Origin of the sequence: Duganella vulcania (assembly GCF_009857655.1) — a bacterium.
Lineage (GTDB): Bacteria > Pseudomonadota > Gammaproteobacteria > Burkholderiales > Burkholderiaceae_D > Rugamonas > Rugamonas vulcania.
The window spans coordinates 1-17821 of the sequence record NZ_WWCX01000002.1 but is presented as its reverse complement, the minus strand read 5'-3'; the positions used below and the strand labels follow the sequence as shown (position 1 = coordinate 17821).

The 17821-nt window shown below is 66.0% G+C and carries 13 protein-coding genes; 6 read left to right on the top strand and 7 right to left on the bottom strand.

The annotated features are described in order from the left end of the window. The first annotated feature begins 124 nt into the window (after nucleotides 1-124). A complete protein-coding gene (locus GTP90_RS03075) occupies nucleotides 125-757 on the top strand; it encodes a GNAT family N-acetyltransferase (RefSeq protein ID WP_161082117.1) in 633 nt (210 codons plus the stop codon). A 30-nt stretch (nucleotides 758-787) separates the two neighbouring features. Continuing rightward, nucleotides 788-1153, top strand: coding sequence for a DUF4844 domain-containing protein (locus tag GTP90_RS03070; RefSeq protein ID WP_161082116.1), 366 nt, complete (start codon nucleotides 788-790; stop codon nucleotides 1151-1153). Between the two features lie 80 nt (nucleotides 1154-1233). On the opposite strand, the gene GTP90_RS03065 is transcribed toward GTP90_RS03070, so the two are convergent. Then, a complete protein-coding gene (locus GTP90_RS03065) occupies nucleotides 1234-3660 on the bottom strand; it encodes a TonB-dependent receptor (RefSeq protein WP_371875011.1) in 2427 nt (808 codons plus the stop codon). Between the two features lie 251 nt (nucleotides 3661-3911). On the opposite strand from GTP90_RS03065, the gene GTP90_RS03060 reads away from it, so the two are divergent. The 3 genes from GTP90_RS03060 to GTP90_RS03050 are packed head-to-tail and all read left to right on the top strand — an operon-like array spanning nucleotide 3912 to nucleotide 7725. Beyond that, nucleotides 3912-5309, top strand: a complete 1398-nt coding sequence (locus GTP90_RS03060; RefSeq protein ID WP_161082115.1) for a flavin-containing monooxygenase — start codon at nucleotides 3912-3914, stop codon at nucleotides 5307-5309. 11 nt (nucleotides 5310-5320) lie between these two features. Then, entirely contained in the window at nucleotides 5321-6847 is a 1527-nt protein-coding gene (locus tag GTP90_RS03055; protein ID WP_161082114.1) for an aldehyde dehydrogenase, read from the top strand. An 11-nt stretch (nucleotides 6848-6858) separates the two neighbouring features. Continuing rightward, the gene (locus GTP90_RS03050; RefSeq protein WP_161082113.1) at nucleotides 6859-7725 is read left to right on the top strand and encodes an SDR family NAD(P)-dependent oxidoreductase; all 867 of its coding nucleotides are present in this window, start codon (nucleotides 6859-6861) and stop codon (nucleotides 7723-7725) included. 4 nt (nucleotides 7726-7729) lie between these two features. On the opposite strand, the gene GTP90_RS03045 is transcribed toward GTP90_RS03050, so the two are convergent. Further along, on the bottom strand, nucleotides 7730-8785 hold the full coding sequence (locus GTP90_RS03045) for an AraC family transcriptional regulator (protein ID WP_161082112.1): 1056 nt from the start codon (nucleotides 8783-8785) through the stop codon (nucleotides 7730-7732). A gap of 173 nt (nucleotides 8786-8958) precedes the next feature. Between GTP90_RS03045 and GTP90_RS03040 the strand changes: the two genes are divergently transcribed. Continuing rightward, a complete protein-coding gene (locus tag GTP90_RS03040) occupies nucleotides 8959-10167 on the top strand; it encodes an MFS transporter (RefSeq protein WP_161082111.1) in 1209 nt (402 codons plus the stop codon). Here GTP90_RS03040 and GTP90_RS03035 read toward each other — a convergent pair. From GTP90_RS03035 to GTP90_RS03015, 5 genes are all read right to left on the bottom strand, one after another. Beyond that, complete coding sequence (locus GTP90_RS03035) at nucleotides 10130-13534, bottom strand: DUF4214 domain-containing protein (protein WP_161082110.1); 3405 nt, start codon at nucleotides 13532-13534, stop codon at nucleotides 10130-10132. The genes GTP90_RS03040 and GTP90_RS03035 overlap by 38 nt on opposite strands. An 87-nt stretch (nucleotides 13535-13621) precedes the next feature. Continuing rightward, nucleotides 13622-14986, bottom strand: a complete 1365-nt coding sequence (locus tag GTP90_RS03030; RefSeq protein WP_175047959.1) for a diguanylate cyclase domain-containing protein — start codon at nucleotides 14984-14986, stop codon at nucleotides 13622-13624. Nucleotides 14987-15241: 255 nt separating this feature from the next. Beyond that, complete coding sequence (locus tag GTP90_RS03025; RefSeq protein WP_161082109.1) at nucleotides 15242-16435, bottom strand: aminotransferase-like domain-containing protein; 1194 nt, start codon at nucleotides 16433-16435, stop codon at nucleotides 15242-15244. Between the two features lie 100 nt (nucleotides 16436-16535). Next, a complete protein-coding gene (locus tag GTP90_RS03020) occupies nucleotides 16536-16997 on the bottom strand; it encodes a RidA family protein (RefSeq protein WP_117013612.1) in 462 nt (153 codons plus the stop codon). A gap of 87 nt (nucleotides 16998-17084) precedes the next feature. Next, the coding region (locus GTP90_RS03015) for a DMT family transporter (RefSeq protein WP_161082108.1) at nucleotides 17085-17821 on the bottom strand (737 nt) is incomplete at its 5' end.

Genomic DNA, 17821 nt, shown 5'->3' with positions numbered 1-17821 from the left:
AATCTCGCCTTGCAGATGTTTCCCCTGCATTTACTATACGGGCATTAGAAGCCTTGATGATTCAAGCGCTAATCCGTATTTCGGTAAGGTTCCAACCGAAGTAGAAAGGACCGTAAAGAGTACTATGAACTTGAATTTAGCCCTGATTGAACGTTGGCTCACGGGCCGCAGCCTGGCTCGGGGACTGTCGCTGCCATCCAGTCATTCCGGCGGATTGTGCGTGGAGGTTGGCAGTGCCGGGGAATTGCGCCGCCATGTGTTCGTTGACGCGGGACCCGCATTGAAAGCTTGTGCCGCGCAAATCCACGCACCACGTATTTTTTTGAAGGCGGCGGTTGCTCCTGATATTATGCGGGCCGCACTTCCGGAGCGCTGGATGATTGAAGGTCCAGGATATCTGATGTGCGGCCCCGCTGCCACACCAGGCAAGGCGTCTTTACCGCCGGGTTACGACGTATCGGTGGATGCCGAACACGGTGGATACATCGCGCGCGTTGTCCACGCCAGCGGCGCGTTGGCCGCGTCAGGCCGCATCGCGGTGCACGCGGGCAGCGCTGTGTTTGACCAGATCATCACCGAGGAAGGCTATCGCCGGCTTGGCCTTGGTAGCGTAGTGATGCAGCACCTGGATGCCGTCGCCGAGAAGGCCGGTGTCACGGAGCGGCTGCTTGTCGCAACAGAAGCCGGGCGCGCGCTTTACGAGCGCCTGGGCTGGACCGTGCTGGCGCCGTGGTCGACGGCGGTGCTGGTTGATTAGTAATCCCCTGAATAGAAAACTGAACTCCATATGATTTATGATCCCCTCGCCGAAGTTATTGATGCGCCTATCGAGATTGATGATACGACGGTGACGAAGCTGCGCATCCTCAGGGTAGTGGAGAAGTTTGATTCTCTTCCGGGAGAAAATACGGCCGAGGAGAAGGCGCGCCTGTCAGCTGTCCTCAATGACTTGCTGGTTCGCTTGATTGGGGGCGTTCAGGCCAATCCATCGAAGCTCTGGGTTCTCACCGAATTCCAGCGGTCGCTAAAATTGGTTGAAAACGAGGACACCGAAGGACGCGAACATTTCGGCGCCGAGCTGGAGACCATCATGGATGTCCTAGGTATCGAAAGTTCAGATGGCCTGCTTGCCGCCTACCTGGGCGGAATCTGACAATCGATATCGCCAGGGCCGGTACTGGAGATCTCCACTAGTGACGGGCGGCGGCCTGCTTGCCGCGCGCCCGCCGTCCTTTACAGGCTGCCCCTCAATTCCAATCCGATCGCGCGTGGCGCGGTGATGCTGGCGTACGGCATGCCGAGCGTCTTGGTCTGGCCATCGAGATTGTAGACGTAGCGCTTGTCGAACAGGTTGTTGACCAACAGCGCCACGCCGAATTTGCCGTTGGCGTGATCCCATGCCAGGCGCAGGTCGGCCTTGCTGCCGGCTTCTCCGGTGCGGAAGGCCGGTGCGTTCATGCATTGCAGCGCGCGCGTGTCGTCGTTGCAGCGCGTTTTGCTGCGGTAGCTGCCTTGCAGCGTCGCGCTGATCCTGCCGCCGGGCGCTTCCCAACTGCCGTTCATGCCGGCCATGCCGCTGAAGACGGGCGTGCCGACCGGCTGTCCGGAGAGGTTCAGCGGCGCGCCGCCGTCGCCGGTGGTCTGGTAGCGATGGTAGGTCTGGTCGATCAGTTCCAGGCCGGCGAACAGCGTGAGGCCGGGCGCGATGCGGATGCGGCCATCGAGGTCCAGACCCTTGGCCTGCTGGTCGCTGCTGACGATGTTGTAGGTCGAGATGGCGCCGCTGCCGCCTAGCTTGATGTCTTGCAGGTTCTTGAAGCGGTAGGCGAACAGGGAGCCGTTCAGCGTGGCCTTGATGCTCGGGACGTAGAGTTTGAAGCCCAGCTCCAGGTTGGTCATCTTCTCGGGCGCGAAGCTCGGGTCGCGCGCCTTGGCATCGGCCGACGAGGGATTCGGCGGGGTGAAGACATTGAAGCCGCCCGCCTGGTAGCCTTGCGACAGCGAGGCAAACAGCAGCAGGTCGCCGCTCACTTTATGATCGACCACTACGCGCGGACTCCAGTCGCTCCAGCTGTGCGAGGCGCTGACCGGCGCGGCGGCCAGCTGCCCGGCCGCGCTGAACACCACGTTGGCCGGCAGGGCCGAGGCATCCATTCCGGCGGCGGGGCCATAGGTGTTGAGCAGGCGGTCGAGCTCCGGCGACTGGCGTGCGGGCACGTACCACTGCATGGTCTTGCGGTCGCGGCTCCAGCGCACGCCGGCGGTCAGGTTGGTGGACGGCGAGGCGTGCCAGATGATGTCTTCGTAGATCGACACCGCGCGGCTATGCAGCTTGTTGTAGGTGTGTTCGCCCCACGTGAAATTCGACGAGCCGTCGACGCCCGGCACGCCGGCCTGCGCCAGGCCGCCGAACAGCGTGGCGAAATCGGCGGCGCCGCCCTGCATCTGGCTGATGGTGTCCAGCGTGGCGGTGTTGACGTTGGCGGACGCGGTCTGACGCTCGCGGTTGTCGTAGAAGCTCACGCCGGCGATCCAGTCCAGCTTATCGGTCTTCCCGGACAGTTTGAATTCCTGCTGCCAGTTGTAGGCGTTCTTGTGGTCGTCGGTGGCCAGGTGGAAGTCGGCGCGGCTGGTGCCGTCGTTGTCGGTCAGGTTGGACGAGGAGAAGGTGCGGAAGGCGGTGGTTGAACGCAGCGTCACGCCACCCAGCGGCAGCTCGGCGCGCAGCGTCACGCCGTCGAACACGCGCCGCTCGGCGCCGTCGGTGTCGTTCTCCAGCGGCGCCTTGCGCGGATCGACGAAGTTGGCGACGTACGCCGCGTCATAGACGCCGGTGTAGCCGCCCTGCGGCAGCGTGGGGTCCTTGACCACGCCGAATGCCGGCCAGCCGTGCTGGCGCAGCTGCTCGTGTTCCCAGGAGAGATTGAGCGTGGCGTTCTTGATCTTCTGCTTCAGCGACAGCCGCGTTGCCCACGAGTTGTCGCCGCCGGTGCGGGTGCCGGTGGCGCTGTTGCGCACCCACCCGTCGCTGGCGGCGCGTACCACCACCAGGCGCGCGGCCGTGTCCTGGCCGAGCGGCATGTTGATCATCGCATCCATGTTGGCGCGGCTGTAGTTGCCCACCTTGACGTGGCCGGCCATGTCAAAGCTGCTGTCCGGCTCATTGGTGACAACGGAGATCGCGCCGGCCGCGCTGTTGCGGCCAAACAGGGTGCCCTGCGGCCCTTTCAGCACTTCCACGCGCTGGATGTCGATGAAGTTCATCAGCGCGCCGCCGGTCTTGCCTGTGTAGACGCCATCCACGTAAATGCCGACCGGCGTATCGGTGCCGATGCCGAAGTCGCCCGGCTGCACGCCGCGTATGCCGAACACCGGTTGCGTGGCCTGGGTGGAGTCCACCTGCAGGCCGGGCAGGTAGCCGTTCAGATCACCGAGGTTCTTGGCGCCCAGGTTCTGGATGTCCTTGGCCGATATGACCTCCATCGAGATCGGCACTTCCTGCGCCGACTGCGAGCGAGATTGCGCGGTGACGACCACTTTCTGTATGTCGTCGTTGGCTGCATTGGCGGTGAGCGCCGCGCCGCCGGCGAAGGCGATGGCGATGCTGTGCGCGAGGGTGCGCATGCGCTTGGAGGGGGGCTTTGCTGCTGGTGTCTTCACGATATCTCCCGGTTCGATGGTTATGTTTTTTTTGCTGCCTTGCGAATGGACTGTAGACGCGCGAACAACGGCGAAGGGGGCTGGATCGGACAGCCGGGGATGCCGGCATGGCCAAGGCGGCCCCACCGTTGTAAGTGCGCCCAAGCGGCCGCCTTGGCCGGAATTGCTCCCTGTCTGTCCTTTTGGCCCCCGTGCGGCGGCGGCTTTGTTTGCACAATGAATCCTGGCTTTTCATAAAACGGGAGATAGAAATGGCTGACCAACAGACGGATAAAATTATCGAGTGCGGCGACGCGGTGTGCGTGGTGGGAGCGGGGCCGGGCGGCCTGTCGGCGGCGCGGGCGTTGAAGGGCATGAAGCTGGCGTACGAGCAGTTCGAGCGTCATTCGGACGTGGGGGGTATCTGGGACATGAGCAATCCCGGTAGTCCGATCTACGAATCGGCGCACTTCATCTCGTCGCGCGACCTGTCGGGCTTTATCGGGTTTCCGATGCCGAAGTCTTTTCCGGACTATCCCACCAACCAGCAGATACTGAGCTATGTGCGCAGCTATGCCGACGCCTTCGACCTGCGCGGCGCGATCCGCTTCAACACGGCGGTGCAGAACGTGAAGAAGGAGGATGGCGGCAAGTGGCTGGTGACGCTGGGCGACGGCAGCTGCCGGCGTTATCGCGCGGTGATCTGCGCCACCGGCTGCAACTGGGATCCCAATATGCCGGACGTGAAGGGCCACTTCAACGGCGAGATCCGCCACTCCGTCACCTACAAAAGCAGCGACGAATTCGCCGGCAAGCGGGTGATGATCGTCGGCGCGGGCAACTCGGGTGCGGACATCGCCTGCGACGCGGCGGCGCGCGCCGACAAGGCTTTTATCAGCATGCGGCGTGGTTACCACTTCATTCCCAAGCATTTGTTTGGCCTGCCGGCGGACCAGGTGGGCGAGAGTGGCCCACAGCTGCCGATGTGGATTGCGCGCCCGATCATGAGCCTTTTGTTGAAGATGTTCACCGGCGACCTGACCCGCTTCGGCCTGCCCAAGCCGGACCACCGCCTGTTCGAGAGCCATCCTTTGCTCAACTCCCAGCTGCTGCACAATCTCCAGCACGGCAATATCGCCGTCAAGCCGGACGTGGCCAGCTACGACGGCGACGAGGTGGTCTTCAAGGACGGCAGCCGCGAGAAGCTGGACCTGGTGATCTACGCCACCGGCTACAAGTGGAGCTGCAAATACGCGGCCGAATACTTCGAATGGCGCGGCGGCAGGCCCCAGCTTTACCTGTCGATGTTCAGCCGCGACCACCGCAACCTGTTCGGCATCGGCTATGTCGAGACCAATTCCAGCGCCTACAAGCTGTTCGACACGGAGGCCTTCATGATCGCGGCCTACCTGCGCGACCAGCTGGACAACCCGGGTGGCGCCAGCCGGTTCGATGCGCTGATCGCCAAGGATGACCCGGACCTGTCGGGTGGCCTGAAATTCGTCAAGTCGCAGCGGCACGAGGTGTACCTGGAGGCGCATGCGCTCAAGTCCTACCTGAAGCGCTTGCGCCGGAAGATGGGTTGGCCGGAGCTGAGCGAAACCTATTACGACCATCTGCGCACCGGCGCCACCGCGCAAGCGTCGCCGGCGCTGCGCGTGGCCGCGTGAGGAACCCACACATGGACAAGACTTTGCAGTACTACCAGCAGCAAGCCGCGCAGCTGGACTTTGAAACCCGCGCGCTGATCGGCGGCCGCTTCGTCAATGCCGTCTCGGCCGAGGAGTTCGACTCCGTCAATCCCGCCAACGGGCGGCGGCTGGCCGGCATCGCCCGCTGTGGCGCGGTGGAAGTGGACGATGCGGTCAGCGCGGCGCGACAGGCCTTCGAGCGCGGACACTGGTCGGGCGCTTCTCCCAAGCACCGCAAGAAGGTGCTGCTGCGATTGGCCGACCTGGTGGAGGCCAACCTGGAGACGCTGGCGGTGATGGAGAGCCTGGACTCGGGCAAGCCGATACGCGATGCGCTGGCGGCCGACCTGCCGGACATGATCGAGAGCCTGCGCTGGCACGCCGAGGCGGCCGACAAGCTGTACGACCAGATGGCGCCGACCGCGCCCGATGTGGTGGCGATGATCGTGCGCGAGCCAATCGGCGTGGTGGGCGCGGTCCTGCCGTGGAATTTTCCGCTGTACCTGGCCGGCTGGAAGATCGGCCCGGCGCTTGCCAGCGGCAATTCGATGGTGATCAAGCCCGCCGAGCAGACGTCGCTGACGGCGCTGATGCTGGGCCGCCTGGCGCTGGAGGCCGGCGTGCCGGAGGGCGTGCTCAATATCGTGCCGGGCTACGGCGAGACGGTGGGGCAGGCGATGGGCCGGCACCGCGATATCGACTGCATCAGCTTCACCGGCTCGGGCGAGGTGGGGCGGCTGTTCCTGAAGTATTCGGCGGAGTCGAACCTGAAACGGGTGGTGCTGGAATGCGGAGGCAAGAGCCCTGCGCTGGTGCTGGCCGATGCCGCCGATTTGCCACGCGTGGCCCAGCAGGTGGCTACCGGGGCGCTGTTCTGCCAGGGCGAGAACTGCAGCGCGGGTTCGCGGCTGATCGTGCACCGTTCGCGCAAGGAGGAGCTGCTGGAGCTGGTCAAGGGGGCGTTCGACGAGTGGCGGGTCGGCGATCCGCTCGATCCGGCCACGCGGGTGGGCGCGCTGATCGAGCCTGGCCACATGCAGCGCGTGCTGGCCTACATCGACGGCGGCAAGGCGCAGGGTGCGGCGCTGGTGCACGGCGGCGCGCAGGTGCGGCGCGATTCCGGAGGCAGCTTCGTGGAGCCGACGATTTTCGATCATGTGCAGCCGTCGATGAACATCGCCCGCGAGGAGATCTTCGGGCCGGTGCTGTCGGTGCTGGACTTCGACACGCTGGCCGAGGGCGTGGCGATGGCCAACGACACCAACTACGGCCTGGCTTCGTCGGTCTACACCAGCAACCTGGATGCGGCGCATGGCGTGGCGCGGGCGATACGGGCCGGCACCGTGTCGGTCAACTGCTTCTCCGAGGGCGATACCGGCGTGCCGTTCGGCGGCTACAAGGAATCCGGTTTCGGCGGGCGCGAAAAATCGCTGATGGCGCACGACCAGTACACCGAGACCAAGACCATCTGGATGCAGCTCGGCGCGGCCGGCGGCACCGGCACCGGTACCATCTGAGAGGAACACACATGGCTAATACATCGAAGAGCGGCCGGATCGCTCTCATCACCGGCGGCGCCGGCGGCATCGGCCGCGAGATCTGCCGCGGCTTCATCGAGCGTGGCATCATCTGCGTGCTGGCCGACTACAACCAGGAAGCGCTGGACCGCGCCACCGCCGAGCTGGGACCGGCGGCGGTCGGCGTGGCGGTCGACCTGTCCGATTTCAGCAAGCTGCCCGCGTTGCTGGACTTCGTGCAGGCGCGCTACGGGCGGCTGGACATCCTGGTCAACAACGCCGCCATCACCGGCACCGGCCATTTCGAGGAGCGTTCGGTCGAGCATATCCTGGGGGAGTTGAACATCAACCTGCTGTCGCCCATCGTGCTGACGCGGCTGGCCTTTGCGGCCCTGCAGCGCAGCGGCGATGGCCGCGTGATCAACACCGTGTCGCTGGGCGGGATATTCCCGCTGCCGGAGACGGGCGTCTATTCGGCCACCAAGTTCGGGCTGCGCGGGGCCATGCTGTGCCTGGGCATGGACCGCGAGCGGCACGGCGTGCATGTCGGCAGCGTGCTGCCTTCAGCCACGGAGACGCCGATGCTGATGCGCGAGGCGGTCGAAGGCGGCAACACGCTGCAGTTCATGGACCCGCCGCAGCAGCCGGCGGACGTGGCGCGCCAGGTGATGCGCATGCTGGACAACCCTTGCCTGGAGCGTTATCCGCGCTTGAGCGAGTCATGGTCGGTGCGGCTGGCGATGCTGGCGCCGAACTTCCTGCCTCGCCTGATACCGCTGTTCCGCAAGAAGGGCGTGCGCGGCCACGCGCGCTACATGGAATCGCTGCGCAAGCGCGGGCTGGTGGTTTCCAACGAAGGGAAGTGGGAATTGTCCTGAAGGCCTAAGCCCAGGCGTTGGGGCGCGGTGCCGCCGCGCCCTGGCGCACCTGGTTCGGCAGCATGCCGGACCAGCGCTTGAAGGCGCGGCGGAAGTTGCGCGCGTCGGTGAAGCCGGTCGCCATGGCGACATCCACCAGCGGCATGTCGCTGCGCTTGAGCAGGTCGAGGGCGCATTCGTAGCGCACCTGGTCCACCAGGCGCTGGTAGCTCGTGTTCAGGTCCGACAGGCGACGCCGCAGCGTGCGTTCGCTGAGGTTGAGCGCCGCGCCGATGGCGGCCAGGCCGGGCACTTCGTCGATCGAGACCCGCAGCAGGTTCATGATCGATTCCACCAGGTCGTTGCGCGGCTGGTCCACGTCCAGCAGCTTGTCGATCTGCGCTTGCAGCGTGGCCTGCATGTAGCGGTCGTGGGTGGGCAGCGGGCAGTGGAACCAGGCCATGTCGCAGATCAGCCGGTTCATCGGCGCGTTGAACGTGACCGGACAGCGGAAGTATTCGTTGTAGGCGCTGGCGTAGGCCGGGCGCGGATAGCGCAGCTCCAGCCGCGCCGGGCGGAAGTGCGAGCCGACCAGCGCGCGCGACACCTCCACGCTGCTGACGAAAATCTCCTCGATGAAGAAGGGCTCCATTTCAGGATCGTGGAAGCGGGTGGTGACTTCGGCGACGAAGTGATGTTCGTCGAGGATGCCGAGTTCATTGACGGTGAGGGCGCCGGCGGCGCGCTGGTGGCGGACCAGGTAGTGAAAGGCCTCGCCCAGCGTGGCGCAGGTCAGCATGCCCAGGCCGGGCAGGCCGAAACAGACCACGGTCTGGCGGGCGCCGGTGGCGATGCCGAGGGCCGGGTCGCCCCAGCGCTGCATGGCGCGCTTCACCAGCAGGCTGGTTTGGCGGTAGGAGACGCGGAAACTGGCGTCGCACAGGTTCTCGGGCGTGAAGCCCAGGCCTTTGCACAGGCGTTCGGGCGAGTGGCCGCGGCTGGCCAGCAGTTGCAGGACCTGGCGGATCACATGGGGCGGCACGTCGGCGTCGGAATCGGGATGGTGGGATTTCGCCGTCACGGCAGCTCCTTTTATAGATGGAGCCAGCATAGTATGGATTCGGGCGCGCGGGGCATCCGGCGTGGAAATGGCCGGATCGGTGTCGCTTTTTGGCCGCTTCGGACCCTGTGCCGCGCGGCGCCGCCGTATGCTTGACTCCAGCGTGCAATCCCGCCGCTCACTTCGGAGGAAAGATGATCATCGCCCCAGCGCGGCCCGCGCGCCAAGTCCGTCCCACCTTCGTGCTGGCCTGCTGCTGGGCGCTGGGCATTGGCGGCACCACCATGATGCCGCTGCTGGTGACGAACGCGATGGCGCGACTGCGGCTGGACGAGGGCGCGGCCACCATGCTGGCCGGGGCGGAGGTGGTGGGCATGCTGGCCGGCTGCATCGCGCTGCCGGCGCTGGCCAGGCGCTGGCCGTCGCAGCTCACCGCCGGCGCGCTTGTACTGCTGGTGTGGAGCCAGGTGCTGTCGGCGTTGACGGTGTCGGCGCCGGCGTTCGCGACGGCGCGCTTCGCTGCCGGCTTCTGCGAGGCGCAGATGATCGTCATGGTCGGCATCTGCCTGGCATGCCATCGCGATGCGGAGCGCCTGTGGGGCGTGGTGCTGCTGCTTTCCGGGCTGGCGGTGGCGGGGGTGTTCACTTTACTGACGCTGCTGCCGGGCGTGGCGGCGGGCAGCGGCATCTGGTACGGCCTGGCGCTGCTGGCCGCGGTGCTGGGACTGGCGGCGGTGCGGGTGCCGGTGCTGATGCCGGCGCCGCAGCCGGTGGTCCATGCCGGCCATCGGCGTGGACGGGGCGAGGTGTGGCTGGCATGGGGTGTGTTCGTCGGCGTCTACAGCGTGCAGGCCGGCGTGTGGGCGGTGTCGGCGCTGCAGGGGGAGCGCATCGGACTGTCGCTGCCGGCCATTGGCATGCTGCTGTCGCTGTCGTCGCTGCTGGGGTTCTTCGGCGCGGTGGTGCCGGCCATCCCGGCGCTGGCGGCGCGGCGCGGCCTGACGGTGATGGCGGCGCTGGCGGTGATGTCGGCGTCGGTGGCCGGCTTCTTCATGGCGCGCGGCGTGGCGGCCTTCTTCGTCGCGCAGCTGGTGTTGAACGCGGCCTTCTATACCATCATGGCGATACTGAACAGCTTTATCTCGGCGCGCGACCGCGATGGCTCGCTGCTGTCGCAATCGGTGGTGGTGACGTTTGCCGCCGTGGCGCTGGGGACGGTCGGCGCCGGGGCGCTGTTCCAGGACCTGGGCGGCTGGGGCGTGATCCTGTTTTCGCTGCTGGCGCTGGCGGCCAGCGTGCCGCCCGGGCTCAAGGCCCTGCGCGGACATGGCCGGATCGGCGCATCGTCGCGCCCGAGAAAAAGCCTTAGCCCGCAAACAGGTAGGGGAAGCCCTGGCCGATGATCGGCAGCAGCGCCGCCTGATTCTCGGCGCTCTCGCTGAAGCCGTTCAGCACGACTGCCCGGTCAGTGCCATGGTGCAGGGCGTCTATCCAGTATGCGAAGCCGCCCGGGTCCGGCGCGCGGTGCAGGACGTTGTTGTACAGGCTGGTGACGAAGTCGTGATCGCTCGGGCCGGCGCCATACAGGTGCTCGAACTCTTTGCTGAAGAGGAAGCTACGCGCGACCTGCTCCAGCGAGATGCCGTCGTCCATCGCCTTGATCCAGTAACCGAGGCCCCCGAGATCCGGCGCGCGGTTGAACGCGGCCTGGTACATCCGGTAGGCTTGGCCGCCATGGCCATCGATATCGAGCGCCAGCGCATGATCGGGAAACAGCAGGCGCTCGATGCCGGCGAGGGTGTCGCCGGTGTCGGCGCCATGCAGCGACACGGCGGCCTGGCCTTGCTGCAGCGAGATGTCCAGCGGGCCCTGGCTGTCGTCGTAGAACACCGTATCGATGCCGGCGCCGCCATCGATGTGATTGCCGGTGGCGCTGCCGACGAACAGGTCGTTGCCGCTGCTGCCGGTCTGTGCGGGCTTCACCGTGGTGAAGCTGGTGTGGTAGCTGGCCGGGCCGGCATACCGGTTGCCTGCGAGGTCCAGCACGCTGCCCTGCGGTAGCGCCAGCGTGTAGGTCGTGCCCGGATGCAGGAGGACGTGTGGGTTGAGCTGTAGCGTGTTGCCGCTGACGCTGAACAATGCCTCGTCGCCGGGCGCGGTTACGGTGACGCCGTGGTCGTCGGTCAGCGTCGGGCCGGTGCCGGCCGCGATCGTTTCGTTGAACGTCAGCGTGAGTTTGGGACGGAGCGCAACGCCGGTGGCGCCGTTGGCGATGGACGTGGTGCGCAGCAGCGGCGCGGTGACGTCGTCCCAGGCGAACGTGGCCAGGAGCCAGTAGTCGACAGGCACCGCATGGCCCAGCGGGGACGTCAGCGTCAGGTAATAGTCGCCGGCGGCGCGCGCGGCGTAGGTGGCCGTCGTGTGGCCGGTGTCATCGCCGCCCTGGCCGGGCGCCGGTGCTGCAGGCGCCAGCAAGCTGCCGTCGCTGTCGATCACTTCCAGCTTCACCGCGCCGGCGGCCGCGCCCAGGGCGACAGTGAAGGCGCCGCTGCCGCCGACGTGGATCTTGTACGTATCCGCGTCGAACGCGTTGTCGACCGCGCTCGTGAGCAGTTGGCCGAGGGCCAGTGCACTGGAATGCGCCGGGCCGCTGCCGATGTCGTCGCCGGCATGCAGCAGCGTCGGGACCAGCGTGTAGCTCGCTGGCGCGGGCGCGTCGCCGGTGTTGAGGACCTTGACGTAGTACTCGCCGTAGGTCGTGGACATATATGTCGGGTGGGGGGCTTGCTGGCCCTCGACGCTGTTGAAGGGCAGTAGCGCCTTGCCCGCGCTGTCGACAATTTGCAGCGTGGGGCCATTGCCGTTGGCGCGCTGCCCGGGACTGCCGCCCGGTTGTTGCGAGCTGAAGTCAATTGAAAAAAATTCGTCCGCGTGCAGCGTGATGTGGAACACGTCCACATCGCTGGCGAGCTCCAACGCGCCCGCGACGGTGCTGCCGAAGGCGAGTTCGCCGGCATGGGCCGTATCGTTGCCATAGTCGTCGACGAAGCTGGTCATGTTCAGCCGGTAGGCCGTCCCCGCTTCGCGGTCGCCCGCCGCCACTTCGATGTAGTAGCGGCCGCTGTCGGCGGCGGTGTAGTACAGCATCTTGGAGGGCAGTCCATGGGTCTGTGGCGTCGGCAGGGCCAACTGGTTTCCCGCGGCATCCTTGAGGCTCAACTGGGTGGCGTACTGGCCATCGAGCGTGACCACGTAGGTGGTGCCGGCCGCCATGTCCAGTGCCACCCAGTCGCGGTCGCCGCCGCTCTGGTTCAGCTTTCCCTGGTAGCTGCCGTCCGCGGCCAGCCTGGCCGTGGTGTCCGTATTCGCGCTGACGTCGTTGTCGATGCGGGCGGTCGCGATGCTGTAGCGGATGTCGGTTGCCGTATTCGCCCCGCGGTTATACCAGTCGCTCATCGCCAGATAGTAGGTGCCGCTGCTGTCCGGCGTGTAGCCGAACGATGCGGAGCCTGGGCTGTTGCTGCTGCCATGGACCACGCTGCCATCGGCCCCATATAGCTGGACGCGCACGTCGGACGAGGGGTTCGGCGGCATCGTGAACGCATAGGAGACGCCAGCCGTCAGCGCCAACTTCACCACGTCGACGTCGGTCCCGGTCTGCAGCGTGCCGCTCATGACGGCGCCCACCGGCAGCGCGGCGGCGCTGTCCCGGTCGTCGGCGTAGTCGTCCGGGGCGGCGCTGGCCGTCAGCGTGTAGGGGACGGGGCCGGGCCTGTTTTCGGCGCGGCCGGCGACATCAACCCAGTAGCTATGTGTGCCCGTGGCCTTGACCGTCAGCGAGAGGGGCGTGCCGCTGCCGTCGATATGGGCGAATTTCGCGCTGCCGCCGGCCGGGCCCGGGGCCAGCAATTCCAGGCTCATGAAGCGTTCCGATCCCTGCTCAGTGGATGGCTTGAGCGTGATGGTGTAGAACCGTCCCTCGACCATGTCCAGTTTAAAACGGTCGACGTCCTCGTCGTACTGCAGCGCACCGGTGGCCGTGCCGCCCGCCGCGAGCTGTCCGGGCACACTGTCGTTGGCGCTGTAGTCGTCGGTCAGCACGCGCACCGTGGCGGTATAGGCGCCGACGGAGCTGGCGCTCAGCGCAACGTAGTAGTCGCCGGTGCTGGCGGGTTCAAACGGCTTGTAAGTGAAATCCTTGGCAATCATGTCGCCGTTGCCGTCATAGACCGTCGCCGAGCCTTCCTGTCTGTTGCCGTCCCTGATGACATCAACCCGGTAGTGCTGGCCCGCTTCGGCGTGGAACCGGAACCAGTCGACGTCCTTGGCCCGTTCGAACGTACCACGGGCAGGGGCGTCGACGTCGATGACGCCGGGCGTGGCGGCGCTGGCCGGATAATCGTCGGCCGACGGCGAGGTGGCCGACAAGGTGTAGCTGCCGGTGTACAGCCAGGAGCTGGCCAGCAGATAGTAGGTGCCGCTGGCAGCGGGGGTGTACTGCTTGAGCGTCGCCCCCTTGAACAGGCCGACGTCCAGCAGGCTCTGCGTGCTTCCCGCCTGGTTCAGCAGCTCCAGCGACGAGCGGTCATAACTGGACAAGGTGCCGCCGCCATCGGGCGCGCCGCTCATCTTGAAGAGATAGGTGGTGCCGGCCCGCAGCGTGATCTTGAAACTGTCCTGATCGAAGATCGTTTCGAAGTTCCCGGTGGTGGAGCCGCCTGCGGTCAGCAGGCCGGTGGTGTGGGTGTCGGAACTGTAGTCGTCGGTCATGCGCTATCGGTGGAGTGGGTGAGCGGTACGCCATGATAGCAATATTTCCAATTGGAAACACTATTCAATTGTCACGCACTGCCGCCGCTAGCGCATCACCAGCGCCTTGACGGCCTCCATCGCGGCGCTGCCGGTGGTGGTGGCCTGCACCTGATTGCGGCCGCCTTCCTTGGCCACGTACATGGCGCGGTCGGCGGCGACGAACAGCGATTCGATGTTGTCCAGCTGGTGCGGCCGGATGGTGGCCACGCCGATGCTCACCGTCAGCCATGGGGAGGTGGTCGAGCGCGGGTGCGGGATCTGCAGCGATTCGACGTGGGTGCGGATCGATTCGGTCAGCAGGTGGGCCGAATCGCTGTCGGTTTCGGCGAACAGCAGCACGAATTCCTCGCCACCGTAGCGCGCCGCCAGGTCGGTCGGGCGCAGCGCGTGCGAGGCGATGGCCTGCGCCACCTGCTGCAGGCAGGCGTCGCCGGCCGGGTGGCCCAGGGTGTCGTTGTACAGCTTGAAGTGGTCGACATCGAGCACCACCAGCGACAAGGGCAGGCCGCTGCGCATGGCGCGCTGCCATTCCTTTTCCAGGAAGGTGTCGAAGTGGCGGCGGTTGGCGATCTTGGTCAGCGGGTCGACCATGGCGGCGCGCTGCAGCGCGTCCTCCGACTGCTTGTGGTGGGTGATGTCGTGCAGCAGGCCGATGAACAGCGGCTGGCGCAGGTACATCGGGGTCAGGGTCAGGTCCATGCACACCGAGCTGCCGTTGCGGTGGCGGATGATCACCTCGCGCGTGCCGTGGCTGTGCGCCGTCTCCGGCGCGGCGGCGTAGCGGTCGAAGTAGTCCAGGTATTCCTGCGCCACCAGGGGGTTGAGCAGGTCGGCGATGGAGCTGCCGGCCAGTTCGTTTTCCTGGTAGCCCAGGTATTTGTCGCAGGCCGGGTTGGTGAACTGGATGCGGCCGTCCGCCTCGATGATCAGCAGGCCCTCGGCCATGTTGTTGACGATGGTGCGCAGGCGCTCGGCCTGCTCTTCCTGGGTCTCGCTGCGGCTGCGGATGTTGAGCTGCGTGCGCACGCGGGCGTTCACCTCGGCCATGCGCAGCGGCTTGCTGATGTAGTCCACCGCGCCGATGTCGAAGCCGGCCACCACGTCCTCGGTCTCGGTGCGCGCGCTCATGAAGATGACCGGGATGCGCTGGGTGGCGGCGTGGCTCTTGAGCTGGCGGCAGGTCTCGAAACCGTCCATGCCGGGCATGACCACGTCGAGCAGGATCAGGTCGGGATGGACCCGGCGGGCGATCTTCAGCGCCCGTTCGCCCGAGGTGGCGACAAAGGTCTGGTAGCCTTGCTGGACCATCAGCTTGCGCAGCGCGCTCAGGTTCTCCGGCGCGTCGTCCACTATGAGTATCGCGGCGTCGCGCCGCGTGGCGAGAAGAGGATAGTTGACTGGGTTGAACAAGGGGTGGCCTGACAGGAAAGTGACTATTCGTTCAAATCATAACGCGTCGGCCCGCCGCCATGTGAAAAATCATGGGCAGTTTTTTGAGGAAGTCTTCGGAATTGGCGGCGATGCCACGCCAGCATGCTGGTGGCTTACTTAATGTTGATGGGATGTTATGGCTTTGGCCGGCGGGCGTGACTTTTGGTGATAAAGTCGCGGCGGCTTTGTTGTATTTGTGGGCGGCGCGCGGCCGCCCACACATGGCGGGACGGATCAGATCTTGGCGGCGATCAGCTTGCCGAGGATCTCGATACCGGTGCGGATGCGGTCCGGCGCCACAGTGACGAAGGACAGGCGCAGCGTGTTGGTTTCAGGCTCGTTGGCGTAGAACGGCGAACCTGGCACGAAGGCGACCTTCTGGGCGATGGCTTCGTCCAGCAGCTTCATGGCGTCGATGTGCTTGGGCAGCGTGACCCAGATGAACATGCCGCCTTCCGGCTTGGTCCACTCGACGCCGGCCGGGAAGTGCTGGGCCATCGCGTCCAGCATGACCTGGCACTGGTCGCCGTACAGGGCGCGGATTTTCGGGATGTGGCGGCCCAGGAAGCCGTCCTTGATCACTTCGTGCACGACCATCTGGGTCAGCTGCGAGGTGTGCAGGTCGGCGGCCTGCTTGGCCAGCTCCAGGCGGCGCACCAGCGGCAGCGGGGCGACCACGTAGCCCAGGCGGATGCCGGGGGTCAGCACCTTGGAGAAGGAGCCCATGTAGATCACGCCTTCCGGGTTCATCGCCACCATCTTCGGCAGCGGGTCGCCCTTGTAGCTCAAGGCGCCGTACGGATCGTCCTCGATCAGCGGCAGGCCGAGGCGGGCGCAGGTTTCCACCAGCTCCAGGCGGCGCTCGACGGACAGCGTGCGGCCGGTCGGGTTCTGGAAGTTCGGCAGCGCGTACAGCAGGCGCGCGCCCTGGGCGACGGCGTCCAGCGACGACGGCACCAGGCCATGTTCGTCGGTGGCGACGGATTTGAATTCAGGACGGTAGACCGAGAACGCCTGCAGCGCGCCCAGGTAGGACGGGGTCTCGACCAGCACGCGGCTGCCTTCGTCGATCAGCACCTTGCCCAGCAGGTCCAGCGCTTGCTGGGAGCCGGAGGTCATCAGCACCTGTTCCGGCACGATTTTCGCGCCGTTGGTGGAGAGCGAATCGGCGATCCACTGGCGCAGCGGCAGGTAGCCGTCGGTCGGGCCGTATTGCAGGGCGACCTTGCCGTTCTCGCTCAGCACCTTGTCGAAGGCGGCTTTCATCTCGTCGACCGGGAAGGTCAGCGGCGACGGCAGGCCGCCGGCGAAGGAGATGATCTCCGGCTGCTGGGTGATCTTGAGGATCTCGCGGATGAAGGACGATTGCAGCTGGTCGGCGCGTTCGGAGAAGCGCCACTGGATCGGATTGGGGTTTTCGATTTTCATACATGTCTCACTAAAGGTAACCGGCGCTGCCGGTTGTTCATCAAGCTCGCTTGTGGCGTGCTCTTATAAAAGGAACGGCTTCGGGTAAGAAGCCGCCCGCTTACGCGACTTCCGCGATCAGTTCGATTTCGACGCAGGCGCCAAGCGGGATTTGTGCGACACCAAAGGCCGAGCGGGCGTGCTTGCCGGCTTCGCCGAAGACTTCGCCCAGCAGCTCGGAGGCGCCGTTGGTGACCAGGTGCTGTTCGGTAAATTCAGGGGTGGAGTTCACCAGGCTCATGACCTTGACGATGCGCTTGACGCGGGTCAGGTCGCCGCCGACGGCCGCTTGCAGGGTGCCCATCAGGTCGACCGCGATGGCGCGCGCGGCGGCCTTGCCCTCGGCGGTGTCGATGTTCTTGCCCAGCTGGCCGACCCACACGCTGCCGTCGGCGCGCTTGGCGATATGACCCGACAGGAACACCAGGTTGCCGGTTTGGGCGTACATGACGTAGGCCGCCGCCGGGGTGGCGGGTGCGGCGAGGGTGATATCGAGCGCTTTGAGTTTTTCGTAGACAGACATGTGGTTATCCAAAGAGTAAGTGGGAAAAGCAGGTTCAAGACCGATATTGTACGTCAGCGGCAGGGGCTGCCCGCAAACGCGGCGAAATCAAGATAGTCTACGGTTTTCGCCCCGTTTTACCTGCATTTTGCGGCCGGCACCCACCACGGCGATGACGGCGATTGCAAAAACGACAGTGGGCCAGGCCAGCGTTTCGCCCAGGACCAGGGCCGCGCCGAGCAGCGACAGGAAGGGCTGGACCAGCTGCACCTGGCCGACCCGCGCCACGCCGCCCAGCGCCATGCCGCGGTACCAGAAGAAGAATCCGATGAACATCGAGAACACGCAGACGTAGGCGAAGCCGGTCCAGGCGGCGGGGCTGGCGGCGGCCAGCCGCGGGGCGTCCTGCCAGCACAGCCAGCCCACCAGCGGCAGCAGCACCGGCGCCGAGAGCAGCAGCGCCCAGCAGATGGTCTGTTGCCCGCCCAGCGTCTGCGACAGGCGGCCGCCGGCGGCGTAGCCCATGGCGGCCAGCAGCACGGCCAGGAAGATGGCCAGGTCGGCCGGCTGCAGGCTGCCGCCGCTCTGGCCCAGCGCAAAGCCGATCACCAGCGCCGAGCCCACACTGGCCATGATCCAGAAGCCGGCCGACGGTTTTTCGCCGGCCAGCAGGGCGCCGAAGACGGCGGTGGCCAGCGGCAGGATGCCGACCAGCACGGCGCCGTGGGCGGCCGGCAGGCTGCGCATGGCGATGGAGGTCAGCCAGGGGAAGCCGATGATGCAGCCTGCGGCCACCATGGCCAGCGGCGCCAGGGCGGAGCGCGGCGGCAGCGGGGCGCGCTTCC